This is a genomic window from Polaribacter sp. AHE13PA, from assembly GCF_019278505.1.
In the GTDB taxonomy this organism is placed as follows: Bacteria; Bacteroidota; Bacteroidia; order Flavobacteriales; family Flavobacteriaceae; genus Polaribacter.
Genome location: NZ_CP058985.1, coordinates 2,248,483 through 2,274,665 on the forward strand (window position 1 = coordinate 2,248,483; position 26,183 = coordinate 2,274,665).

Sequence of the window (26,183 nt, forward strand, 5' to 3'; positions counted from 1 at the left end):
TACTAAAGATTTAGAAAGCATATGAAAACAAGCCTTTGATTTTAAAGCAAATCAAAAAGGATGCGTGTATATAATTATTTCTAATTTCGAAAAGTTACGTTTTTATATAAATGATGCCACAGAATTTGAAGAATTCAACTTACTTGAATTAACAAAAGAACTTACGTCTGCAAAAAGATAGTATTATAAACAATATTCCTTTAAAACTTAAAGAAACACTTTTAGTAAAAGAATTTTACAAAGACTATTCACTTTTTTATAAAAGAAGTAAACAAAACCATAAAAGCAAATAACTTGTAAAAAATGGTTTAGAAGAAGTACCAACCTTAAGCAAAAAAAATAAGTTTGAATGGTTCGATTTATTTACAAAAAATAAGCAAAAAACACAAGCCCTACAAACCCAAATACACCAAACAGACAAAAAAATAGACACTATGATGCATGAGCTGTATGGTTTAACAGATGATGAAATTAAAATTGTAGAACATACTTAAGAGTACTATGTAAACAATAAAAATGGATAAGAATGTGATATTTATTAAGTATGTAAGTAATTTATGGTAAAAAATTTTGTTAATTTATTGAAGAATAATTAAAAATATGTATACTTTTATTGCAAATTAAAAATGTAGGATGCATAGAATTTTATTCATTATTGGTATTGTATTTACACTATTTTCTCAGCAAATTTATGCTCAAAATTTTGAAAGAATTTCTAATAAAGAGGGCTTTAATCAAAATACCGTAAATGCAATTGAACAAGATAAGTATGGTTTTTTATGGTTTGCAACCCCTAATGGATTGATACGTTATGATGGCTATGAATTTAAAACATTTACCACGCAATCTAAAACTCATGGCGCAATTTCTAGTAATAATATTACCTACTTATTTAATGATAAAAACGGAATACTTTGGATAGGCACAAATGTAGGTATTAACATTTATGTACCTTGGTTAGAAAAATTTTTTACTGTTCCGCTTAAATATAATATTAATGTAAATAAAATTGATTCTGAAAATGATGATTTTGTTTGGGTCTCATCTCCTAAAAAACTATTAAGATGCGAATTAATAAGTATGGAAGAAGGTATCTTTTCTATTTCAGGTAATATTCTTGATAAGGAAACAGAAAATATAAAAATTAACACCTTTTCTTTTGGTCTGAATTCTTCAATCATTTTAGGAACAAGTAAAGGATTAAAAAAAATTAGTTATCAATCAGAATTCACATCTGTAAATAAAGACTCTTTTAATTTAGACGAATTTAGTTTTTTTAATGATAAAGAAATTACTAAAATTATTAAAGAAGATAATATATTTTGGATTGGCACAAAAGAGGGGTTATACAGTTCTAATTTAGACTCAAATTCAAAATATCTTGTTAAAAAAATCAAAATTAAAAATCAGGATACTAATTTCTTTGTGAACAGTCTTTTTAAAGATAATGAAAATACAATATGGGTTGGTACAGTAGCAAACGGACTATTTAAATACAATCCTATTCTAAATTCTTTTAGCCATTATAATTATGATTCAACAAATAAAAATGGCATTAGTAGCAGTCAAATTAACGCTGTTTACCAAGATAACTTTAATGTTATTTGGGTTGGTACTGCTCAAGGTGGTATAAATAAATTAGACCTTTTTCAAAAGCCATTTTACTCTTACACAAATAACCCAACTACTAAACTATCTATTGGAGACAACCTAATCACCTCCATACTAGAAGATAATAAAGGTAGAGTTTGGGTCTCGGGGTATCATAAAAAGTTATTTAGGAGTCTTGAGGTAGTCGATGAAAATACAGTTAACAACATTAAATTTGAAGATTTACAAGCAAAATTACCTATAGAAAAAAATGATGTTATTAGGTCTATTTATCAAGATTCAAGAAATTACATTTGGTTTGGTACAGACAAAAAAGTGTTTGTTTACAATCCTGTAAAAAAAGAATATAAAGAAGTGCAATTTTTATCCGAAAACGATAAATTACCATTGCTTTTGGTTCGAGAAATTGCTCAAATAAATGAAACAGATTTTGTATTATCTGGTAATAAAATTATAGTAATAGAGAATCCTTGGAAAGAAATAGCCCAAAAAAAGAATCCTAAAATTTATACAAAATCTAGTTTAAGAATAGCTGCAAGTAGAGTGCAATGTTTCTTACAAGATAGTAATAATCAACTCTGGTTTGGTACAGATTATGGTTTATTACAGTGTACGTATAAAGAAGGAAAAATTAAAGTAATAAGACAATATCAAGAAAATAAAACAGGAAGTAGTAAAGTTAGTTACAATAGTATCTTTACGTTGCATGAAGATCATAAAAAGAATATTTGGATTGGTACTTTTGGTGGTGGTTTAAATAAATTAACTTTAGATAGTGATCAAAATCCAATTAAAATGGATTATTTTAGAAAAGATGATGTCTTGCTAGATGATGCTATTTATGGAATTTTAGCTCAGAAAAATAGTGATAATTTATGGATTAGTACAGACATGGGATTGATGCTATTCAATAAACAAACCAATAAAATAAATGTTTTTGATGTAAACGATGGTCTAATTCAAAATAACTTTAGACAATCTGCATATGCCCAAGGTAAATCTGGTTTTATGTATTTTGGAGGTTTAAATGGTTTAACTATTTTTAATCCGAATAAAATATTTTTAAATACACAGCCTCCTAAAGTTCTAATAACATCCTTATTAATTAATAACAAACCTATAGAAATAGGTGATAAACTGAATGACATTGTTATACTTAAAAAGTCAATTTCAGAAACAGACACTATTACAGTTTGTAAAAGTCAAAGAATAATATCTTTTAACTTAGTAGCAGAACATACGTCTGCACCTTCTAAAAATAAAATAGCCTATAAATTAGATGGATTTAATAAAGATTGGGTAGAAATAAAGAAAGGTAAATCGCCAATATCGTATACTAATCTAGATGCCGGCACCTATAAATTAAGAATAAAATCTGCTAATGGAGATGGTATTTGGAGCACATCAACAAAAACATTAACCCTAATTGTATTGCCTTTCTGGTATCAAACTTGGTGGAGTTATACTTTAATGGTCATTTTGTTTTTAGCTATTGGTGTTTGGATTGTTTTTTACTTTGTAAGTAATGAAAAACTAAAACAAAAACTGATATATGAACAAATTGATAAGGATAGAATTGAAGTTATTAACCAAGGTAAATTTAAATATTTCACAAACTTATCTCACGAATTTAGAACACCACTTACACTTATTTCTGGGCCTTTAGATAGAGTTATAGAAAATAATAACAACGCAGAAAGTGAACGTTTTTTAGCAATTATTAAAAGAAATACCCACAGACTTTTAAGTTTAATAGACCAATTAATAACATTTAGACAGGCAGAACAAGGTTTTCTAAATTTAAACTATACAAAGTCTACTTTAGGTGAATTTTTATATCCAACAACAGAAGCTTTTGAAAACTATGCATTAGAAAAGAATATTAATTTTTATTATAAAATTAGTTCGCCAAATGAAGAAATTGTAATAGATGTAGAAAAAGTAGAAAGAATACTTTTTAACCTACTCTCAAATTCATTTAAAAACACACCGGTACAGGGAACTATAAGTATTGATGCTTCCATTATATTTAAAGAAAATATTAAAAGTATTAAAATTGATGTTATTGATACTGGTAAAGGAATTCCAAAAGAAAACTTAAAGAATATTTTTGAAAGGTTTTATCAACTAGGAAATCAGGATGGAAACGTAAGTGGAGGTGGTATTGGTTTGTCTTTTTGTAAATCTTTGGTAGATTTATTTAGTGGTAGTATTTCAGTAAAAAGTAAACCAAATAAAGAAACTCGTTTTAGGGTTGTTATTCCATCTTCAAAAATAGAAGAGGTTGAGATAGATGAGGACAGTGTAAAAAAGTCATTTATAAAAAATTGGGTGCCTGTACAAATTAAAAACTTAGAAGAGAATAATGGTAAAGTAAAAAGTAAAAAGAAACATAGTATTTTAGTTGTAGAAAATGAGATAGATATACAAAATTTCTTAAAAAGTGCACTTTCAAATTCATATAATGTAACAATAGCTAACAATGGTTTAGAAGCCTTAGAAGAAATTAAAAAAACAGAATTTAGTACTGTTATAAGTGATGTTATGATGCCAGAGATGGATGGATTTGAATTATGTAAAATAATAAAAGCCAATCCAGAAACGTGTCAATTACCTGTTTTATTATTAACTGCGTTAGGAGATAATGCCGATTTAATTAAAGGATTAGAGTTTGGAGCAGAAGAATATATTAGCAAACCATTCTCTTTAAAACACTTAGAACTTCGTTTAAAAAAATTAATTGAAAATAACCTTAAGATAAAAGATTATTTTTCAAAAAACAGTTTACCTCCTAAGAATAAAAAAGAATTAGGCTTATCTAAAAGAGATTTAGAATTTTTAGATAAAATTACAGAAGTAATAGAGAAAAATTTATCTAATTCAACTTTTGGCGTAGAAGAACTCTCTATAGAAGCAGGTTTAAGTTCTGCTCATTTCTATAGAAAACTAAAACAACTTACTGGGCAAGTACCAAATGTATATTTGCGTAACTTTAGATTGCAAAGAGCTGCAGAATTATTAGCTAGTAATAGTGGTTTTAATGTTGCAGAAGTAATGTATCAAATTGGTATAGAGTCTAATTCTTATTTTTCTACATCTTTTAAGAAATTACATGGAGTGTCTCCCTCTGAATACTCAAAAAGAGCAAAATCATAGTCATTAAAAAAATTAATAGACCAATAAAAGATAGATTTTATTTCGTTTTTTCTAACAATCTGCGCAGCATTTCATAAAAAAAACATAAAGTTTAGTGCAAGTACCAACCTAATATTTAAGTGTTTTTTAGTGCTGCATAACTACTACATAATGGTTGTTTAAAACTGTTTTTAACACCTCATAGCCTTTAGGGTAAATACCTGTTTATTAGAAATTATTATTTTCCTCACCTTACTTAAAAACCACAAAACCATTGAATTATAACTACTTAAGAGGTAAAAATGATGACTTAGAGCAAAAGAATGATGAATACTAGAAAAGCAGTTACCTAATTCTCTCCTAGCTTTGTAACTAATGAAAACAATTAATTATAACTAAAAAATTAATCATGAAAAAACAGTTACAAAAAATTTTTAACAAGAAAAAAACAACACTTGTGCTACTGGCCTTTATAGGCATATGTAGTTTTCAAGTAAATGCGCAAAAAACTACTAATTATTTAAATACAACTACAGATGGGTTATGGGTTACTCCAGGTAACTGGAGTAATGGCTTACCAACTGCTGGTGATGGTGATATAGCAAATCTTACAGAAAGTGTAGATTTAGGAGGCGTTAACCGTGAAATAGGGCAACTTCTTGGTGCAAACAATACTAATACAAAGACATATTCTAATGGTACATTAACTCTTAATGGTACTACAGTGTCAAATACTGATCAGATTATAAGAATTCGATCTAATAAAGCGATTACTGTTACTTGTGACGTAGTTGTGAATGTTGATGGCCTAGATATTAATATTAGAAATAATGCGTCTTCAGAGCTTGTTTTTAATGGTGGATTTGCAATAGGTACTAATACAGTACATGTAGATAATAATAGTACTGCTAGTCCTGCTCTTCCAGTACAGTTTAACGGAGCTGTAACTGGTTCTGGAACTATTAATATAGAGGATCAAAATATATCTACAGGTGCCTCAGCTGATTTTACAGGTTTTACTGGTAGTATAACTTTTGGAGGTACTAATGGTTTGTTAACCGTAAATGGTGCAAATACTATTGAAGGTTCAATTGGAGTATTAGCTGCATCAGATGGAAATTCTAAGATAGAATTTAATACTAATCAAAGTGGTTTAGCTAACCTTACAGTAGATACCCAAAATTTAGCAATAGATTTTGATGCTGCTGCAACAGATGTAAGGTTTACAGGATATACTACGTCTGGTACAGAAGGTGTTGTAGATTTACAAAATTATGTATCTGGTTCTTTAAAAATAGGAACTACAGCTACTAGTGTTCCAGCAGCAGCTTTAAGTACATGGACTCTTGATGGTGCAGCTGCAACGATAACTCAAGATGCAACAGGTGCTATAGTTTTTGGTAGTTGTTCAACTCCAGACGATGTTACAACTTTAGCAGCAACTGCTGGTGCAGAGTATGTAAGTTTAAGTTGGGATGCACCTACTTGTTTTGATGAGGTTTTAGTAGTAGCCAAAGAAGGTTCTGCTGTTACAGTTACACCAACAGGAGATGGTTCAGCATATACAGCAGATGCAGATTTTGGTTCTGGAACAGATTTAGGAACTAGTGAATATGCAGTTTTTAAAGGAGCATCTAATACAGTAGATGTTACTGGATTAACTAAAGGAGGTACAACTTATCATTTTGAAGTATTTACACGTAAAGGGACTACTTGGAGTGCAGGAGTTACCATAAGTGCAACTACAAATAATATGTATACTTCAACTTCTGGCTCTAACGGTGCTGGTCTTAATTGGGAAGATGCCTCTTCTTGGATAGCTGGCGTTAAACCTAGCGCTACTTCAGACGATGTAACCATTAATACAGGAATAGTAATTAATTCAGATGTAGATGTTAATAATATTGTTATTGAAGGTAGAGTTACTGTTAAAGAAGGATATTCTATAACTGCTAATGACTTACAACAAAACAGTCAACTTATTGTACAGTCTTCATCTAGTGCTTTTGCTAGTGTAATAGCAACTACATTAAGTGGAACAGGTACCCTTATTTATAATAGATGGCTAAATGATTCACCTAATAATGATTTAATTTCTTCCCCTGTAAGTGGAGTACCATTTAGTTCTGTAGCTGAAGCTTCTAATAATGAAGATAGATTTTTTATTAATCCTTCAGTAGCTGGTAACTACTTTTTTGGACCTTTCAATAATGCTACTGGCTCGTTTGAAACTTACACTACTCCTGATGATGATGCAGTTGTAATTGGTACAGGTCAAGGGTATAGAGCAGCAACTATAGCAGGTGCAGCAAATACCGTAAGGTTTGTAGGAAATATTGAAGTTGGTTCTGTTCCTGTTAGTATTACAGATGGTGGTGACGCAACGTATGGTCAATGGAATTTAATAGGAAACCCTTATCCTTCTTATTTAGATTTTGATACTTTCTTTACCGATAACACTGGTCAATTTGAAGTTGGTTTAAATAATGCAATTTATGGTTGGAATGGTACTTCTTATACAGCATGGAACGCTTTATCTGGTGCAAAAATAGCCCCAGGTCAAGGATTCTTTGTAAAGACTAAAGACGGAATAACTGGTACCGTAACCTTTACACCAGCGATGAAAGTTACTGGTAATAGTGATGATTTTGTTGCAGGTAAATCTGCTAACAATACAAATAAAGCATTAGCAAAAATAAATTTAAGTAGTGCTACAAAAACATTTGCTACAGATATCTATTTCGTAGAAAACCAAACTAGAGGTTTAGATAATGGTTACGATGCTGGTGCTTTTGCAGGAAGTACAGATGGTATTTATACAAATTTGGTAGAAGCTAACACAGGCGAAGATCTTTTAATTCAAGCTTTACCTTATAATGATTATAATAGTGTAGTTGTTCCAGTTGCTATTAACGCTGAAGCAAACACAGAACTAACAATTAGTTTAGATGAAACATCTTTAACTTTACCTGCTAATACGTATGTATATCTTAAAGACAATGTATTAAATACTACAACATTGTTAAATGATACAGATTATGTATTTACAGCAGACTCTAAATTAAGCGGATCAGGACGTTTCTTTATAGAATTCTCTGCTAAAGCAGTATTAGCTACAGATGAGTTTGCTGTAAATGAAATGTTAATCTATACAAACCAAGAATCAAAATCAATTATTATTAAAGGAATATTAAAAACAGCTGCTACTGTAAAAGTTTACGATGTACAAGGTAGAATGGTATTAGAACAAAAATTAGACAGTTCTAACATAACAAATATTGTTAATGCAAACACATTAAATACAGGAATTTACATGATACAGTTACAGGGAAGAACTCAAAAAGTTATCCTTAATTAAAGATAACTGAACACTTTAAATTCTTTAAACCTTTAATAATAATATTTAAAACATATAAAATGAATAAAAATCAAGAAAATATCACAAGAAAAGAAGCTGTTAAAAAAATGGGAAAATATGCTGCACTTACAGCATTAGGTACCTTTATGATATTAAGTCCACAAAAGTCCCAAGCACAATCTGTACCACCTGATGCAGCAGGTACCGGATTTTAAATAAAATTAATTAGTATAACATATTACAAGCATTTAAAGAAAAAAATGTTTTAAATGCTTGTTCTTTAATAATAAATAGAAATTATGAAAAAAGTAATATTATTTTTAGTATTTAGTGTAGCAATGAGTAGTTCAATCTTTGCTCAAGAAAAGATGGATAAAAAAATACAGAAAAAAGTAGATTCTTACGTAGAAACTGTTGCAAGTAAAATAACATTGTCTAAAGAAGAAAAAGAAAAATTAATTGTTATTAAAACTGAACAAACAATATCTTCTTCTGAAATTACGGCTAAATATAAAGGTACGCCAGAATTAAAAGAACAAAGAAAAGCTAGCAATAAAAAGTTTTCTAAAGACCTTATAAAAGCTTTTGGAAAAGAGAGAGCTCTAGAAATTAAAAAAGCATCTAGAAAAAATAAAAAGAAGAAAGAGTAAAACTAGCTTTTAGTATTTCTTATACATATAGAACATCCTTTTGTGTTTCTGATATTTTTAAAATATTCCCCCAAATATTTTTTAGAAATCAACCAAAAGGATGTTTTGTTTTAAGATATAGGTAAAGCCTATTTAATCTTGTATTATTAGTAATATGTTCATTTAATATTCATCTCATAGTTATATTTAAGAGCTTATTAAAATAACAATTATAAGTAGGGTATTTATAAATTGGAACAATAATAACATCTTAATATGCTCCGGTCAAAATAAAAAAATAAAGTGTTATCAAAATATTGACTATCATCAAATTTTAGACAGATTTTAGTAAGAAATTGTTTAATTATAGAAAGTACAGCATTCCTATTTCAGTAATATTTGCAAAAAAAAAACATCAAAAAAAATGATTAAAAAGGTTTATTTAATAGTTATATTTTCTTGTATCTATACATACTCTATACAAGCTCAATTTCTCTGGTATGAAAATGAAACAGACACAGAGAATATTATATTTTCAAACACTGGAAACGGTACTTTTTCTATTAACGAAACCAATCCAGATACCAATGGTATAAACACAAACGAAGTAACTTCTAAGTTTGTTAGAGAAGCAGATGTTACCAAAGGTTTTTCTTATTTTGAATTATCAAAAAACCTTTTAGAAGATGTAACATATACAATAAGCCTTAAAGCATATGTAGATATACCAACTGAAGATTTGACAAGTATAAATCGTATACGTTTCTATATAAAAAATACAACTACAGGAGATCTTAAGGCAGTTCAATTAAAATTTTCAAAAGGCCAAGAATGGGAAGAGTTTTCGTTTGTTTTTAACGAAGGTGATTTACCTTCTGAAGGATTTTTAGAGGATGGTTACAATCAAGTATATATAGGTTATGGAAATGGGCAAGGATCAACATCAGAAGTTACTTATTATATAGATCAAATATATGGTTCAGTTTTACAGGAAATAGTTGTGCCAGATCCACTTGAAGAAGATCCACTTGTAGATGTACTAAAAGGATCATGGGGTGGACGTTTTTATGTAAGAGGAGGTGAAGACTTAGATGAATATGTTGACAACAGAGGCTATGATTATATAGCAGGTGCTCAAGAAATTGCTGATAGTTACCCTACAATGGGGCATGTAATTACCAATGGTACCAATAATGCAAATTCACATTTGTGGACTTTAAGAACAAATCCTAATGTAGATGCTGTAATGGGAGCTACAGGTTCTGTTGTAGATGAAGAATTTGTACCGAGTTTAGCTAATGAACAAATTATTATTGATGTTATTGATATCTTTAAAAAATCAGGTAAAAAAGTAATCTTATATATAAACTCTTTAAGCCCAGGAGATAGAGCATCAGATGAAGGGGCAGCATCCTGGAATAACTATGTAGATACATATTTTGATGGTAATAATCATGAAGCATGGATGAATTATTGTGAAGGTTATATTAAACGTTTTACAGAATTAGGAGTTGATGGTTATTGGTTTGATACATTTGGACAATATGCTAGAAATAATAGTCTTGGAAGTGCAGGTGTTGATACGACTGATGAAGAAAAAAATGAGTTTGTAGAAATGATTCGTAATACAGCTCCTAATGCTATTATAGCAAATAATAAAGATAAACATCAGTTTCTAGATGAAGACGGCGAGCTAATTCTTGTTGATACTGATGGGGTTAATGAAACGGTAGGTATTGATTATAATGATCTAGCTGAAGGTGAAGATGATGATGATATACCTTTTGAGGAAGATGAAAGAGATTATGCTATAATAAAAATGCAAGCAACAAACCCTTGGTCAGACTTTACAGCAGGACACATTACACCTTTAGGACAAGGAGCTCCTCCTAATTCTTGGGCGTATGAAGAATTCACAGTACCAGATATTGAAGAAAATCATATAACGATATATGAAGAAAACTCTAAACAAACATTAAAACATTTATTTTTACCGATAAGATCTACTTGGTCTAGCGAAAGGTCTGACTTAATGTTTGATAAAGAACAAGCGTATCGTTTTGCTAAAAGAATTACAGATGCAGGAGGGTCAGTTACTTTTTCTAATACAACATCTACAGATGGTACTACCTCAGATGATGAGGTAGAAATATTAACATATATGGATCAACAATTTGCCATCAATGCAGATGCAACCGTTTATCAACGTCCTGCAGGTGCCTTTCTTGTTGGAGAAGATCATACATTAAATACTTGGAGTGGGTTTTCAGATTCAACTTGGCTTACTGCTTCAAATTGGAGTAAAGCTACAGTACCAGTGCTTACAGACAATATCGTAATACCAACTGGGGTAACAAATTACCCTACAATAACTACTGCAGTTTCCGTAAACAGCGTTTCTATTGAAAATAGTGCTTCTTTATTGTACAATGGTGGTTCTTTAACAACAACAAAAGGTATAAATTACAGTATTGCTGTAACAGATACAAACTGGCATTTAGTAACTTCACCTGTTTCAGGAGAAAATTATAATGATGATTGGGTTACTGATAATTCAATTGCTTCAGGTACTACAAATATAGGAAATAGAGGAATTGCAACCTACCAAAACGGAACAGCAGATAATACAACAGGAAACTGGGTTTATATGCAAGGTGGTACTAGCGCAACTTTTGGTGATGGTGTTGGTTATTCATTATTAAGTAATACTGGAACTGGAAACTTTACTTTTACGGGTACAGCAAATTCTTCAAGTATGGCCCCAGCTATTAGTCAAAATGGTACTAATTTCTGGAACTTAATAGGAAACTCATATACTTCTTATTTAGATGTTGCTGCTTTTATTGACGAAAATGACACTAATTTTGGAGGTGCTTTTCAAGCAATTTATGTTTGGGATGATAGTTCTTATCTAGCAAAAACTACTGGTTATGTGTATCCAGGTCAAGCTTTTTTTGTAAGTGCTAGTGCTACAGGTACAACAGCTTCTTTTACTACAGCAATGCAAAGTCATCAAAATGATATTACTTTTCTTAAAAGTTCTAATACAGAAACTTCCATTGAGATAAATATAACTGATGGTACAAATAATAAAACTACAACAATTAATTATTTAGATGAAAAAACACTAGGGTTAGATCCAGGTTTTGATATTGGAATGTTTAACGGAGTTTCTTCAGAATTAAGTTTGTATACTCAATTAGTAGAAAACAATGAAGGAACTGCATTTGCAAAACAAGCAGTACCTAATTCAGATTTAGAAACTACTATAATTCCTTTAGGAATAAAAGCAGCAGTAAGTAAAGAAATTACGTTTACTGCAGAGGCTTTAAACTTACCTTCTGGTTTGAATGTTTATTTAGAAGACAGACAAGAAAAAACATATTCACGTTTAGATGAGGCAAATGCTAGATATAAAGTAACCTTATCTGAAAGTTTAAATGGTTCTGGTAGATTCTATATTCATACCTCTACAAATAGTGTATTAAGTATTGATAGTGCTATTTTAGAAAGTATAGGTATTTATAAAACGAATAATTCTAAGTTGAAAATAACAGGTTTATCTCAAGGAAAATCTATAGTTAAATTATTTTATATTCTTGGTAAACAAATGATGGAAACTTCATTTGCGTCAAGTGGAAGTGATGCTATTTCTTTACCAAATTTAGCTCCAGGAATCTATATTATTCAATTAAAAACGGCCTCAGGAGTACTGAACAAGAAAATAATTTTAGAATAATTTGATATAGTCCGTAAAATCTAAAAATGAGAGCTTATAAGCACTTTTCTATTATTTCCTATTTACAATCTTCAAATTTATGGATGGTTCTTATTTAGAACGATGGGATATAGCAAGTAGCGAACAAGCTAACGCAGATGCAATTGCTGTATCTATTCAATTAATGAGAGAAGCTTTGCCAAAAGGTAAAATGATTAATTTACAAACAAACCCAAGTTACAATACAGCTAAATAAGAGCCTACAGATGATGATGAGTTAATCGCGTATGCAAAAGAAAATATATACTATCCTTTGGCTGTTTTTTTTTTAATAATTACAGAAGAGAACGTCTATTTTAGTTATACAACAAGTGTATATGCTTTAAGCTCTAGTTCAGATGTATGGGACACTAGTTTTATAGCTGAGTTTCATTATTTTTTAGGAGAACCTTTAGATGCTCCTATAAAAAATGGGTATATTTATGAGCGATCTTTTGAAAATTTAGATCTTAGGGTAAATATTGAAACCAAAGAGACTGTTTTTAATTGGAAGGATAAAACAGTATTATCTACAGATATACAAAGCTTTAAGGATACATTAGATCTATATCCTTACCCTGTAAATAACACCTTTCGTTTATCAAAAAAATTACATCTGCATTTGTTTATAATATGTTAGGACAAGAAATGATGAAATTTTCTAACAACAGAAATCAATATGATATTTCCAGTCTTAAAAGCGGTTTTTTTATTATTAAAGTCTTTTTAGAAAATAGTGAATCAAAGATTATTCGTTTTGTTAAAAAGTAAATAAAATTATTAACGACACCTAATCAAAAAAAAAACATAAACCACTACCAATCATAAACTTATAATTACTTTAAAATATAAAGAGAGCAAGGCAATGATTGATTTAAGCAAAACTAAACACTTAATTTCAACTATTTTTACAATAAATTATTAATCGAATAAATTTAAAATTATGAAAAAACAATTACTTACTAGCCTTTTATTTTTATTAGCATCAATAACTACGGTTGCACAAACTTGGTATGACGTTGATAATGGAGTTACGGATTTAACATTTACATCTACTTGTGATGGATGTTCTGTTTCAACAGTTGCCAATCCTGATGCCACCGATACAGAAGCTACAAATGTACTATTATGGAAAATTGCAGCAGACACAACATTAGATACAGCAGGATTAACTGATGATGAAATAGCAGCATTAAAAATAGGAAACAAGGATCTTAGTTTTAGTTTTCCTAACGGTTATGTACTTACGCCAGCTGATTTCGCTAGTTTGAGTGTAAACGTACGTTTATATATGCCAGATATAACTAATTACTCTAACTTTGATTCATTAACTCGTATTAGGTTTTATTTAGGGACTCAACAAGTACAAGTAAAACTTTCAGATTTAGAAGGTACAGATGTAAATGGTTGGTACACTTTAACCTTTGATTTTAGTGGAAAAACGTATACAGAAAACGTAACTTCGGGTTATATTAGAATCCTTGGTCAATCTAACAGATTTACAAATTTAAATAACGATATTGACTTTCACTTTGATACGTTTACAAGTTCAGTAGCATTATCTTTAGACCAAGGAGCAGTTTTAGATGCAGAAGCAGTTTTAGATGCTGGAAATGCGTGGTACCATAACTATAGCCCAGATACATTTGGCGTAACAGTTAATGAAGTACAAGGTGGTGTGTTTTTAGAACAAGGAAATGCAGTAACTACACCAACAACTACTGGAAACAGCAGTCCATTAGTTGCTAAGTTTACAAAAGGAGAAGATCCACACTCACAAATAAAGTTTCAATTACCAGGTGTTATTACAACCGACTATCAATCATCTGCTATTTTTAAAATAAGAGCCTATGTACCGTCAACAAATGTAAATGGAACTTCTGGTAGAAGATTGAGATTGTATTTGCGAGATGGAATTGAAACAGCAGGGCAAAAAAACGTAACAATTGATGTTACTATTTTTGATGCATGGCAAGAATACACCTTTGATTTTACAGAAAAAAACCTTACAGAAGGAGTATCTTATAGTACTGCAAATTTATTAATTGATCAACCAGATGCTGATCTTCTTGCTACAGGAAATGTATATTATTTTGATGCTTTTCAAGGACCAGCTGCAGCTATATTATCTGTAGATAATTTTGAATTGAATAACGCTTCTATTGTTGCGTATCCTAATCCTGTAACAAACAGTTTTCAAATAGATTCTAGTTTAGATATTGAAAATGTAAAATTATATAATATTAATGGACGTTTAGTAAAAACGTTTAAAGCGAACACTAATTATGATGTTAGTAACTTAGCAAAAGGAATTTACATTGTAGATATTAAGACTCTTAAAGGTTTAAAAACTTTAAAAATTGTAAAAGAGTAAATATTTATTTTAAAATAACTCAATAGTATTAAACCCCTCTTGAGATAAGATTTATTTTTTTAATCAAAATTCTATAAAATTTATAAAAAAAAGGTAGTAATTTATATTACTGCCTTTTTCTGTTAAGACAAATAACTTTTTTACTTTATTTATAAGTATTATCATCAATAAATAAAATTATTTATATAATGAAAACACAGTACAAAAATTTCCTCCCTTTAGTTTTAACAAGTGTATTACTATATAGTTGTAATACACAAAAAGCACCCAACAACAAAACACAGAGTAATGATAGGCCAGAGCCTAATGTGGTGCTCTTACTTACTGATGATTTAGGTTGGCAAGATTTAAAAGTGTATGACATAGATAATCCATCTCCATACGAAACACCAAATATTGATGCTTTCGCAAAAGAAGGGGTTCAGTTTTGGCAAGCCTATTCTCCCGCTCCTACTTGTGCACCTAGTAGATGTGCAATAATGAGTGGAACTCATCCTGCTAGAGCACAAAAAACACATGTTGTGGGTGGTGCGCCCCCTACAGTTTACGCTAGTAAAGAAACACAACGTATTATGGATCCTTGGTATAGTGGACGTATGCCAGAAAACGAAACGACATTAGCTAGAGTCTTACAACAAAAGGGATACACAACAGGGCATGCAGGTAAATGGCACATGGCTATAAACCACTTTGCTTATCCGCAACCAGAAGACCAAGGTTTTGATGTTACTACCCATGATCGTGGAGCTACAGTTCCTCAAAAACCACATAGACTTACAGATTTTGCAACTAATAAAGCATCAGATCCTTATCGATTAGATAAAGAAGGATTCCCTTTTCATCAAAATAACGAAAATGCATTAAAGTTCTTAAAAGAGAACAAACAAGATCCATTTTTCTTGTATTACGCCACTTTTTTAGTGCATGCACCAATACATACCAGAAGTAAAGCGCTATTAGAAAAATACTGTAACAAATTAGGTCTAGATTATCCAACTGATCCACATGGTTGGGACGTAAAAGGACAAAACAATCCGTATTATGCTGCAATGGTTGAAATGTTAGATTATTATGTAGGCCAAGTTTTTGATTATTTACAAACTACAGATGATCCTCGTTGGCCTGGTCATAAATTAAGTGAAAATACGTATATTATTTTTACTTCTGATAATGGAGGAATGGAAGGGCATCCTGGTGAAGTTTTTACGGATAATTATCCTTTAGATAAAGGAAAAATAAACGCTAAAGAAGGTGGTACAAGAGTTCCTTTAATTATTGCAGGACCAGGAATAAAAAAAGGAATACAATCTGATGTTGTTGTAAACGGACTTGATTTTTACCCTACAATTCTATCATTATTAAATGTTGAAAAACCAAAAAATAAACATTTAGACGGTGATGATTTATCTACTTTATTATTAAAAGATCCTACAGATTCTAAATTAGTTTTAGACAAAGAAGGAAATGAGAGAAATACGATGATGTGGCACTTTCCACATTCCTCATATCAAAGTACCTTACGTGTAGGTGATTATAAAATTATTAGGAATTATGATTACAAAAACAATCCTAAAACTCCAGAATTTGAACTTTACAGATTGTATGACACCTCTAACGGAACTGCTGAACGTGTTGATATAGAAGAAGCAAATAACTTAGCAAAAGTAGAAGTTAAAAGAACAAAAGAGATGAATGATAAGCTTACATCAATCTTAACAGAAATGAATGCGAGTTACCCATCTTACAATCCTTTTTACTTAAAAGATATGGAGCATAAAGAAACTGTTCCAACAATAATTTCTGAATCTATAAAGAAAGGTAAGGTTACTTTTAAGTACAAAGAAAATGGAGCAAAAGTTGTAAAAGCCAATCTTATTTATACTACAAATGGTGGACATGAATATGAAGAGTGGTTTAAGGCAGAAGCAAATATTGAAGGAGATTCTACTATAACAGCCATTTTACCAAAAGGAACAACGCATTATTTAATTAATTTAATTGATGAGTACAATTTTTTAGTAAGCTACCCAGAAATGCCTACTATAAAATCTCTTAAGACAGAGAAAAAACAATATTCTAACTATGCATTATCTAGTAAATAAGTAGTACTTAATTTAATTTGGGTTTAAAACAAAAAGACGGGTAATCCTGTCTTTTTATTTTAAAGATGAATTGTACTCATTTGAAGGTCTTTACCATTCGTTTAATTTTCCCTCCTACTTATTCTGGAATTGGTTAACTGCTAATTTTTTAAAAGTAAATTGTATTTACTATAGTTTTCATAAGGTTTGAGGAGGGGTTTGATAGATAGGAGTATGATTTAGATTGGACAACGTAAATAAGACCAAGCCTCTTAGTCTAAATATGAATAAATTATTAATTAAAAATATATTCATATCATAAAAACAATTACTTACAATTGTTTTAGCTTTAACAGCATCCGTAACCGTTGTTGCACAAACTTGGTATCACATTTACAATTCAGTAATAGATTTAACATTTACATCTACGTGTGATGGACGTTCTATTTCAATATCCCATTAGATCATAAAAAGGTTTCTTAGAATATATTTATACGGTACTTAGAGATAAATTCTACTTAGACAACTTACCTTTCGTCTAAATATCATTGGGTTATAGTAGTTATTATTTTCCAATATAAAAAGAACCCCCACTAATTTATAGAGGGGGTTCTTTAATTGGGTTATAATAAACTTATTCTTTTAATAATTTTATATGTTTTCTGTTACCATCTTTACATATAACTTTCAGTAGATATACACCTGATTTTAAATTAGATATATCAATACCTTTATTTGCATTTTCGAATTTGTAGGCTATTGCTCCATACACATTATACAAAATACCTGATGCTACTTCCTTTGTAAGGCTAAAAGTATTCTTTACTGGATTAGGATATAGATTTAATACGTTATTAGTTTCCTTACCAATATCATCAACCCCTAAAACAAAATCTGAGACATGAAATATAATATCTTGAAGTCTTAATCTCCCAACAACTTCCGCGCCTGAATTAGAAAGACCTGTTGTTACAAATTTTATTTCTGTAGTCTCATCGTCAGCTAACGTAAGTGGAGTATTAAATACAAACTCGAAATTATTACCTTCATTATTCCCACCACTAGTATAAGTAGCTTGCTGTTGCGTCTCGCCATTAATGGTAATTGCAACGTCTACAATATCATTTTTTTGTGATTTCGCGGCAAACGTTACTTTATTTAATATACTTTGATAACCTTCTGTAGATTTCACAAGAAATTTAGCTCCATCTCCTTCAAGATTATCTGCTGGGTCAATTTCTGTTCTCATTTGTAAATAAATTCCACTTCCAGCAGCTGTACCACCAATCAATTCTGAATAATTATCTACAGCCGTAAACGTTTGTTCCAAATCTGAACTATTCAGAGTTATTTCATGAAGTGGTTCTGTAACTCCTAAAACATTAAAGAAGAGATCTACAAATCTCACTCTTGGTGCTAATCCTTCTGAATTAGAAAGTGAGGTTGTTATCACCTGAATTTCTTTAGCTGACTGTGTAAAAGTAACAGGAGTATCAAATTCGAATAATTCTGGAGTATTATTGTTTGTACTTGTATAGGTAAAACTTTGTGTTTCTCCATCAATAATGAGATCAACATTTACAGTATCTCCTGCTTGAGATATGATTCCTAATGTAATTTTATCACAAGTTATAGATGCAACATCAGCAGGAGCTTTTACATAAAATTTAGCTCCATCTCCTCCTTCTACAGTCCTTGCTTGTAAATAAGCTGTACCGCCTATAGTTGTATTCCCAATTAACTCTGCATATTCATCTACTACTTTAAAAGGTTGTTCTCCAATAGAATTAGCAAGTGTTATCTTATGAGGATTAAATATTGATAGTTCTTCCGACAAAACCATAAAATTATTTTCATCAGTTAGGGTAAATATAACTCCTGTAGCTACTTCTGGTACTTCAGCAGTAATCACATTGCCATTTATAGTTGCTGAAATTTCAAACCACTCTATTTCTTTTGAATCTGCTTCTTCTATTCTATAAAGTAAATAAGCGGTTTCAATAATAGCATCTCCTGCATTAGCAGTTAGTGTTGCTGTGGCTACACCTGTATCCTGATCAAAAACTGTTGAAACAACAGATGGAACAATATCTTGATTATCTAATGGATCACCATTATAGTCTGGATTAAACTGAGGAATTCTTACGTCATTTTCAGATAAAAGAGTCTCTAGCTTTAAAATAATTTCATTTTTAAGAGATGCATACATCGTATCTATCACATCATATATCTCCTCTATATCATTATCAGACCCATCGTCATTATATAATTTGAAGGCTTTATAATAACCTCCTTTATCATAGATTTTATACAATTTATAATTTCCACTTCTAATAGCTGAAGATGCTCTTTCATCTTGTCCATGTGGGTAATGCCAAAAAAGATCTGTTCTTTCAGTATCGTCGCTATTTTTTATTTCTGTTTCAGTTCCACTTAAAAAAGGAAATAAACTTACACCATCTAAATTGTTCAGAACATTTGCATCAAGAACGGCATCTGCTCCAGTAACCTCCATAATTGTAGGATAAAAATCTAAATGAGAAACTATGTTATCATATACTTTATTTTCTACAATACCAGGTCCTGTTATAACAAATGGAGTACGCAAACCGCCTTCTTTGGTGTGTGTTTTCCCTAAATCTAAAGGAAAGTTATCTGTAATAATTTCTGACCCATGATTTTCTGCCCCTCCATTATCTGACGCAAATATAATATAGGTAGTTTCAAATAATTTTTTCCCAGGATTTCTTGGATCATCTGTTTCTTTTAAATAATCTACTACTCTCCCTAAACTCCAATCTAAACTAGCAATCATCGCTCCATAATATGGATTTGTTTGGCCTGGAGTCGTAATGTTTGCATCGGTTGTAGGCACAGGAATTCCTAATTTATTACAATAATATTCTAGTAATGCTAAATCTCTTGTTTGTATAGGTGAGTGAACTAACCAATGAGCCATGTATAGAAAAAAGGGTTCCTCTTTGTTATCATCCATAAAATCCAATGCTAGTTCTGTTACAGCATCATAAGGTCTTCCATCTGCGTCTAATCGATAAGGATCATCTTCTGCATCTGTGGCAAAGTCCACTGATCGGTCTCCCATACTTCTCGTAATTCCTCTATCAGTGTCTTGGTAATCAAACCCTTGGTCTACAGCTTCTGGATAAATATTGTGATTAGCTGCCATATGCCATTTACCAACATGACCAGATACATACCCTAAAGGACTTAATGCTTCAGCCATGGTAACTTCATCTAGCTGTAATCTACCAGGATAATACGACTCTATCGTTTTATTTGAAGATTTAACATTAGGTATTTGCCCTCCAGCTACATGGGTCATTTTAGTTTTAAGAGGCATTCTACCACTCATTGTACCCCCTCTTGATGGTGCACAAGTTGGTGCTGAAGCATAAGCTTGTGAAAAATTAGCACCACTTTCTGCCAATGACAACATATTAGGGGTTTCCCAAGGTACAACAGCACCAACATCATTTAACTGAGTATCTTGCCAACCAAGGTCATCTGCGTAAATAAAAACAATATTAGGCTTCACTAATTCTTGCCCTTTAAGAGAAAAAAATGAGATCAACAAAAAGAAATATAAAATTGAGTTTTTCATTATTTAGTTTTTTTATAGTTGATACAAAAATAAAGGGCTCTACGATATTCAATTTGCTCTAAACAATCAATTATTTACGCTATGATTACCTTTTAATGTGTAAAATAATTATTCGATACTGTTTGAGCAGCTTATTTTGTTATTATTATTTTTCGTGTTAAACTTTGATTATTACTGTTAGTAAGTTTAACAAAATACATTCCTGATTTTAATGTAGACAAATCTAATTGTGTTGATAAAGCTCCATCATCCCATAACTTTTCTAATACTTTTGTTCCTGTAACAGACACAACAATTATGCTTGAGATACCTGTTGCAGTCTTTGTAATGGTTAACGCATCAACCACAGGATTGGGATACAAGTTAATTTGAAATGGATTGGATGTTGGATTTATAAAATCATCAGTTGATGAAAGAGTATTGTCGATTTCTCCAACAAGATAAGCCCCTTCAGGTCTTACATAAGGTTCATAATCCGGCACAGGATTAGATAAAAGTCTGTCATTAATTGTTTTCATAATTACCATTTCGTCGTCCTTAATATGTCCAGCATCAACACCATTATTATTAGATATCGTATTAGCAAAAGTAACACCAGCTTTAGCATCGATAAGAATTTTAGAAAACCTGTACGCATCTTCTGTCCCGAATATTAAATTTGCACTAGAAACATGCCATTTGTCTCTAATAGGAAACCATACATGTTTTAGTACTTGTTTTTTTTCATAGACTGACCAAGGATTACCAACCATAGCGGGTAAAGTATACTCTTCATATCCCCATGAATTTGGAGGAGCACCACCACCTAGTGCAGATACATGTCCTCTTGTAAAATCTGAATAAGAGTTATTTCCTCTAAAGTTTGATACATTATAGTCTCTATCGTCTTCATCATCAATTCCATCAGAATCAACCATAACTGGTTCTCCTTCTATATAATGTAAATGCCCAAACTCAGAAACAGACATAGCCGCTCCAGGATCAGCATCTTTAAACATTTGAACAAAATCTTCTAAATGTCCATCGTCTCGAAGCGAAGTTGTAGTATCGAACCAATATCCATCGGCATATTCTGCTACTGCAGGAATAAACCCTTGGACTAAATTTTTGTAAGCTAAATATTCATTCCCATCAAACTTTGTTGTGTAATAATTTACCCAAGCAGCTTGTGTTTCATCACTTGCTCTGTCTAAATAATTTGTAGAAATGTACAAAATAATCTTCTTCCCAGAATTTTTTAGTGTTTGTAAAACTTCAAGCATTATTTCTTGATTCTCAGCACTAGGAACTAAACTTTCGTGTATTTCAGAAGCAACATCTACATTGGTATTATCTCTTACGTTAAAATAATGTGAATGTGCAAAATAAGAAAGATTTGTAATCACATGTCCTAGAGCAGGAAGTTCTGTTACTAGCTCATTTACACCTCCTATTGGGTCATGTCCTGTTGCTATTTCTGTATCTAATCTTTCTCCACCAAAAACAGGAAATGTACCTCCCCATGAACCTGCTAACCACGCCGCTGGATGATCTACTGTTGTTGCAGTTTGATCTGTTGAGCCATATATTTCATCAAAATAATAACTCATAGCTGGTTCTTCTATACTACCATTGGCTAAACCAATTATCATAAGGTCATACCCTCCAACATCTAGTACATTCTGTGGAATAGCAACATCTTGAAAATGAAAGGTAAAAGTTTCCCATTCTTGCCCAACTGTGAATTTCAATTGCTCATAAACACGTCCTCCTGCATCAGAACTTTGAAAAAACACTCTAAGTTTTGAGTTGTTTGTAGTTAGCTCATCAGTAGGGATGTCAAGATATGCTTTTAGTGTAACTGTATAATCGGTTAAATCTGTTACATAATTGAACAAGTTAAAAGATAAAAAATCATTGGTCCCTTCAGGTCTATTGTATTTAGAGACAATAGTATGTGTATTAATACCTAAAGTATGAGGGTTTGGAAAGTTTCCTGTTAAATTTGTGGGTACATCTTCTTCGGCTGTAAACTCAATTTTACGCGTATTTGTTTCATCTTCCAACCACAAAAATTGTGCGTTAGAAATTTGTACAGAAAAAAGGAATACTATTAAAAACGTGATTTTTTTGATCATAATGTTTAGTGTTAAGGTTGGTTAATTACTTAAATTAGAAACGTAATTTTCAATATTTATGACATAGTAAAAATTCCTTTTTCTTTGATTGAAATTTATTATTTAACTTGTATTGCTTTCGTTGCAAATATTTTTGTGGTTTTTTGGTAACCGGCATCTGGATAACTAATCAAATAATTGTTTTCATCCACTAAATTAAATACATAATGGGTTGTTCCTTTTGGTAAGGTTACAGAAACTTTATTATTGGTAAGATTCATAGTAACAGGAAACCAAATTTCTCCTGGTATACCTCCGTTTTTTGTGTATATTAACTCTGCTTTTACAACTTTGGCTCCATTGGTTTTGTATTCTAACCAAACATTTTGTCCGTCTATACCATGTGTAACAACCGTAGGTACTTTTACTTTGTTTGGTAAATCTGCTTTACTGGTTGGGTTTAAATAAGGATATCTAGCATTTAGTTTTTCTAATCGTTCTTCTAAAAGACGATTCATTTCTTTGGCTTTCTCTGGCATTTTTTTTGCAAGATTTTTAGCCTCTTCAATATCTACACGTTCAGATTCATTTTTATACAATTCATACAAAGCTAACTCCGTTTTTTCTTCAGTAGCAACATATTCTCGTACCAATTTATAACCATCAATACGCAAAGTAGATTGCATAGAACTGTTTGGAAAATGCCACATCATAGTATTTCTAGCTTTACCAGTTTCTGGATCTAAAACTAATTTTGAATCCGTTGGGTCTTTATCTAATAATGTTGATAAATCTGCACCATCTAATATTTGATTTTCTTGTTTTTTAGTACCTGTCCAACTTAATATTGTAGGATACAAATCAAGACCATTTACCATTACGTTAGATTCTATATTTGAAGAAATTGTTGGGCCTTTTACAATAAAAGGAACTCTGGTGCCTCCTTCTTTAGCATTAATTTTCCCTTTATCTAATGGATAGTTGTCTGTAATAATTTCACCAGTATGTTGCTCCATACCTCCATTATCAGAAGTAAAAACCACATACGTATTTTCAATTAACATATGTCCAGGCCATCTTGGGTCTTCAGTTTGTTCAAGGTACTTAATCAATAAACCTGTATAATGGTCAATCGTTTCTACCATGGCAGCATAATAGGCATTTCTTTGTCCTTTTTCTTCCCAAAGATCCTTTTCTTTAGGATAATCTATTCCTAATTTCTGGTAGTATTTTTTTAATAAAGCTTCACTTCTTGTATGAATTGGTGTATGCACTAAACGAGAAGCATAAAAAAGAAAAAATGGATCTTTTTTGTTTCCATCCATAAAATCAATTCCGTCTTGAGTAATGTCATCAAACGGAAAACCTGCTTCATCTAAATAAAATGGATCAGATTTGTCGGCAGTTGAGAACCCTTTTGTGCGGTCTTTCATTCTTTTATGAGATCCAAAACCATGCTTTGAGAAATCAAAACCTTGATCTTTCGGTTCTGGATAGTCTGTTACTGCAATACCTACATGCCATTTACCAGAATGACCTGTTTTGTAACCATTGGTTTTAAGAGACTCTGCAATGGTAACTTCTGATGTGTCTAAAGCACCTCTCATCCAAGGACTTATTAATAAAGATCCATAATTAAAAGGCAATGGTGGATGACCTCCTCTAACACTAGTTCTTTCTAGACGAACAGGATGTTTACCTGATAAAATAGCTCCTCTGGAAGGAGAACAAACAGTTGCAGCAGAATAAGCTTGCCAAAAAAGAACGCCTTCTGTAGCTAATTTATCAATATTTGGTGTTTCAAATGGCGAAGGTTCGTCAATATCGTAACACTTTACATCTTGCCAACCTAAATCATCGGTTAAAATTAATACTACATTTGGCCTTTTTGGTCTTTCTTGTGCAAAACAACTTGATGTAACTAAACAGACCATTACTAATAGAATTACTTTTTTCATGATGATAATTACTTAATTATAAAACTAATTTAGTTCAGACACAAGGGTTTTACACCGTGCTCTGTATTCATTTAAAACTTTGATGTAATCTTTATTTCCTACTAAATTGTTTTCTTCTTTTGGGTCTTTTATAATATCGAATAATTCCTCGTAAATAGGTTCTTCATTTGTGTTTGAAGATTGGTTTGGAACATATTTATTACGGTCATTTAATTTACTAAAAGAACGAATGTATTTGTATTGTTTACTTCGTACGCCTTCTTGTCTTGGATATCCTTGGTCTGTAAATAAGTTTTCTAAAAAAATGTCATCTCTCCATTTTACATTCTTGTTTTCTATCAAAGGAAGCACACTTGCTCCTTGATAAGATGTAGGGATATTTACACCACACATTTCTAAAAGTGTAGCAGGAATATCTTGACCAACCACCAAATCATCTATTACTTTTCCTTGTGTCTTATCAGTAAAAAAAGGAGAATACACAATCATAGGAACGTGTACAGATTCATCGTACAAAATAGTTTTACCACCTAATCCGTGTTCACCTAAAAACAAACCATTGTCTGAACAAAATACAATAATGGTATTATCCGCTTCGCCAATTTCCTTTAAAAATGAACGTAAATTTCCTATCATGATATCTATAGCATGAATTGCTCTGGTCATTTTTAGTTTCTCATTTAGTAATTTACCCTTTTTAGATGTAATGTAGTATTTCATTAAATCTTTGGTGGCATAAACATCTTCAGGCAAACTAATGTTTTGAGGATATCCTTCTGGTAATTCAATTTTATCTTTTACATCATCATATCCTGTTTTGTAATATTCTGGGTCTGTTTCATGTGAACCCATTCCGCCAATACTAGAAGCATGAGGTAGATTTAAATTAATCCAAGCAGAAAAAGGTTTGTTAGGGTCTCTTTTCTTAATTTGATTTTTAATAGAGGCATCAGCATTTTTATAAAAGTAATCATAAGCATCTCCTTGTGTTAAAAAAGCCTTAGTTGCCTCTAACATTCCTTCAACTTGTGTTTCGTGTTTAAGGTTTGCAAACTGTTTGTGCTTTATGGCTGGATAAAACCCTAAATGACCATTTCCATAGTAACAAAAATCTACATCCTTTCTTAAAGGCGTATTATTTTTATCTCCTATTTTTGTGTGATGTTTTCCAATAAAAGCGGTTGAGTACCCTGCTTTTTTTAATTGTGCTTGCCAGCTATTTTTATAGGTCGTTTCAGAAATAAGATTTTTAGAAACATTAGTAAAGCCAATTTTATTTCTTCGTTCCCATTGTCCTGTAAATATATTTGCTCTACTTGGACCACAAATAGGGCTCGTAATATAGGCATTGTTAAAAAAGGCTCCTTCTTTAGCTAATTCATCAATATTTGGAGTTTGAATAATAGGATCTCCAGTCATACTCAAAGAATTGAATCTTTGATCATCAGAAAAGATAAAAATAACATTCGGTTTCTTCTCTTGCGCTTGTACAGTTTGAGTAACTGCAGTGCATGATAAAAAAGAAGAAATAATAAGTAGATGATATAAAATTGTTTTCATAA

14 protein-coding genes are annotated in these 26,183 nt (G+C 31.1%); 10 read left to right on the forward strand and 4 right to left on the reverse strand.

Features of this window, described 5'->3' with window-relative positions; genetic code table 11:
* Positions 1 to 633: 633 nt before the first annotated feature.
* The 10 genes from H0I28_RS09880 (at position 634) to H0I28_RS09925 (ending at position 16,966) form a co-directional block, all read left to right on the forward strand.
* Positions 634 to 4,767: a two-component regulator propeller domain-containing protein gene (locus H0I28_RS09880; protein ID WP_218758995.1), complete on the forward strand. Its 4,134-nt coding sequence runs from the start codon at positions 634 to 636 to the stop codon at positions 4,765 to 4,767.
* Positions 4,768 to 5,155: 388 nt separating this feature from the next.
* On the forward strand, positions 5,156 to 8,104 hold the full coding sequence (locus tag H0I28_RS09885) for a T9SS type A sorting domain-containing protein (protein WP_218758996.1): 2,949 nt from the start codon (positions 5,156 to 5,158) through the stop codon (positions 8,102 to 8,104).
* A 59-nt stretch (positions 8,105 to 8,163) separates the two neighbouring features.
* Positions 8,164 to 8,319 carry a hypothetical protein gene (locus H0I28_RS09890; RefSeq protein ID WP_218731301.1) on the forward strand — a complete coding sequence of 52 codons (156 nt, stop codon included), beginning with the start codon at positions 8,164 to 8,166 and terminating at the stop codon, positions 8,317 to 8,319.
* 84 nt (positions 8,320 to 8,403) lie between these two features.
* Positions 8,404 to 8,754 (forward strand): hypothetical protein, encoded by a 351-nt coding sequence (locus tag H0I28_RS09895; RefSeq protein ID WP_218731302.1) that lies wholly within the window; start codon positions 8,404 to 8,406, stop codon positions 8,752 to 8,754.
* Positions 8,755 to 9,157: 403 nt separating this feature from the next.
* A complete protein-coding gene (locus tag H0I28_RS09900) occupies positions 9,158 to 12,472 on the forward strand; it encodes a T9SS type A sorting domain-containing protein (protein ID WP_218758997.1) in 3,315 nt (1,104 codons plus the stop codon).
* 79 nt (positions 12,473 to 12,551) lie between these two features.
* Complete coding sequence (locus H0I28_RS09905) at positions 12,552 to 12,707, forward strand: hypothetical protein (RefSeq protein ID WP_218758998.1); 156 nt, start codon at positions 12,552 to 12,554, stop codon at positions 12,705 to 12,707.
* 24 nt (positions 12,708 to 12,731) lie between these two features.
* Entirely contained in the window at positions 12,732 to 13,130 is a 399-nt protein-coding gene (locus H0I28_RS09910) for a putative glycoside hydrolase (protein WP_302850280.1), read from the forward strand.
* Positions 13,131 to 13,141: 11 nt separating this feature from the next.
* A complete protein-coding gene (locus H0I28_RS17725; protein WP_368384473.1) occupies positions 13,142 to 13,261 on the forward strand; it encodes a hypothetical protein in 120 nt (39 codons plus the stop codon).
* 172 nt (positions 13,262 to 13,433) lie between these two features.
* Positions 13,434 to 14,864 (forward strand): T9SS type A sorting domain-containing protein, encoded by a 1,431-nt coding sequence (locus H0I28_RS09920; protein ID WP_218759001.1) that lies wholly within the window; start codon positions 13,434 to 13,436, stop codon positions 14,862 to 14,864.
* Between the two features lie 188 nt (positions 14,865 to 15,052).
* Positions 15,053 to 16,966, forward strand: a complete 1,914-nt coding sequence (locus H0I28_RS09925) for a sulfatase (RefSeq protein WP_218759002.1) — start codon at positions 15,053 to 15,055, stop codon at positions 16,964 to 16,966.
* A gap of 613 nt (positions 16,967 to 17,579) precedes the next feature.
* Here H0I28_RS09925 and H0I28_RS09930 read toward each other — a convergent pair.
* The 4 genes from H0I28_RS09930 to H0I28_RS09945 form a co-directional block, all read right to left on the reverse strand.
* Positions 17,580 to 20,567, reverse strand: a complete 2,988-nt coding sequence (locus tag H0I28_RS09930) for a sulfatase-like hydrolase/transferase (RefSeq protein ID WP_218759003.1) — start codon at positions 20,565 to 20,567, stop codon at positions 17,580 to 17,582.
* 131 nt (positions 20,568 to 20,698) lie between these two features.
* Positions 20,699 to 22,684 (reverse strand): T9SS type A sorting domain-containing protein, encoded by a 1,986-nt coding sequence (locus H0I28_RS09935; protein WP_218759004.1) that lies wholly within the window; start codon positions 22,682 to 22,684, stop codon positions 20,699 to 20,701.
* 98 nt (positions 22,685 to 22,782) lie between these two features.
* On the reverse strand, positions 22,783 to 24,621 hold the full coding sequence (locus tag H0I28_RS09940; protein ID WP_218759005.1) for a sulfatase: 1,839 nt from the start codon (positions 24,619 to 24,621) through the stop codon (positions 22,783 to 22,785).
* 24 nt (positions 24,622 to 24,645) lie between these two features.
* Entirely contained in the window at positions 24,646 to 26,181 is a 1,536-nt protein-coding gene (locus tag H0I28_RS09945) for a sulfatase-like hydrolase/transferase (RefSeq protein ID WP_218759006.1), read from the reverse strand.
* Positions 26,182 to 26,183 lie beyond the last annotated feature (2 nt).

What these genes read in the sequence shown, in the direction of transcription:
- H0I28_RS09880 (WP_218758995.1), top strand. Translation starts at nt 634, where the DNA reads ATGCATAGAATTTTATTCATTATTGGTATTGTATTTACACTATTTTCT.
- H0I28_RS09885 (WP_218758996.1), top strand. Translation starts at nt 5,156, where the DNA reads ATGAAAAAACAGTTACAAAAAATTTTTAACAAGAAAAAAACAACACTT.
- H0I28_RS09890 (WP_218731301.1), top strand. Translation starts at nt 8,164, where the DNA reads ATGAATAAAAATCAAGAAAATATCACAAGAAAAGAAGCTGTTAAAAAA.
- H0I28_RS09895 (WP_218731302.1), top strand. Translation starts at nt 8,404, where the DNA reads ATGAAAAAAGTAATATTATTTTTAGTATTTAGTGTAGCAATGAGTAGT.
- H0I28_RS09900 (WP_218758997.1), top strand. Translation starts at nt 9,158, where the DNA reads ATGATTAAAAAGGTTTATTTAATAGTTATATTTTCTTGTATCTATACA.
- H0I28_RS09905 (WP_218758998.1), top strand. Translation starts at nt 12,552, where the DNA reads ATGGATGGTTCTTATTTAGAACGATGGGATATAGCAAGTAGCGAACAA.
- H0I28_RS17725 (WP_368384473.1), top strand. Translation starts at nt 13,142, where the DNA reads ATGAAATTTTCTAACAACAGAAATCAATATGATATTTCCAGTCTTAAA.
- H0I28_RS09920 (WP_218759001.1), top strand. Translation starts at nt 13,434, where the DNA reads ATGAAAAAACAATTACTTACTAGCCTTTTATTTTTATTAGCATCAATA.
- H0I28_RS09925 (WP_218759002.1), top strand. Translation starts at nt 15,053, where the DNA reads ATGAAAACACAGTACAAAAATTTCCTCCCTTTAGTTTTAACAAGTGTA.
- H0I28_RS09930 (WP_218759003.1), bottom strand. Translation starts at nt 20,567, where the DNA reads ATGAAAAACTCAATTTTATATTTCTTTTTGTTGATCTCATTTTTTTCT.
- H0I28_RS09935 (WP_218759004.1), bottom strand. Translation starts at nt 22,684, where the DNA reads ATGATCAAAAAAATCACGTTTTTAATAGTATTCCTTTTTTCTGTACAA.
- H0I28_RS09940 (WP_218759005.1), bottom strand. Translation starts at nt 24,621, where the DNA reads ATGAAAAAAGTAATTCTATTAGTAATGGTCTGTTTAGTTACATCAAGT.
- H0I28_RS09945 (WP_218759006.1), bottom strand. Translation starts at nt 26,181, where the DNA reads ATGAAAACAATTTTATATCATCTACTTATTATTTCTTCTTTTTTATCA.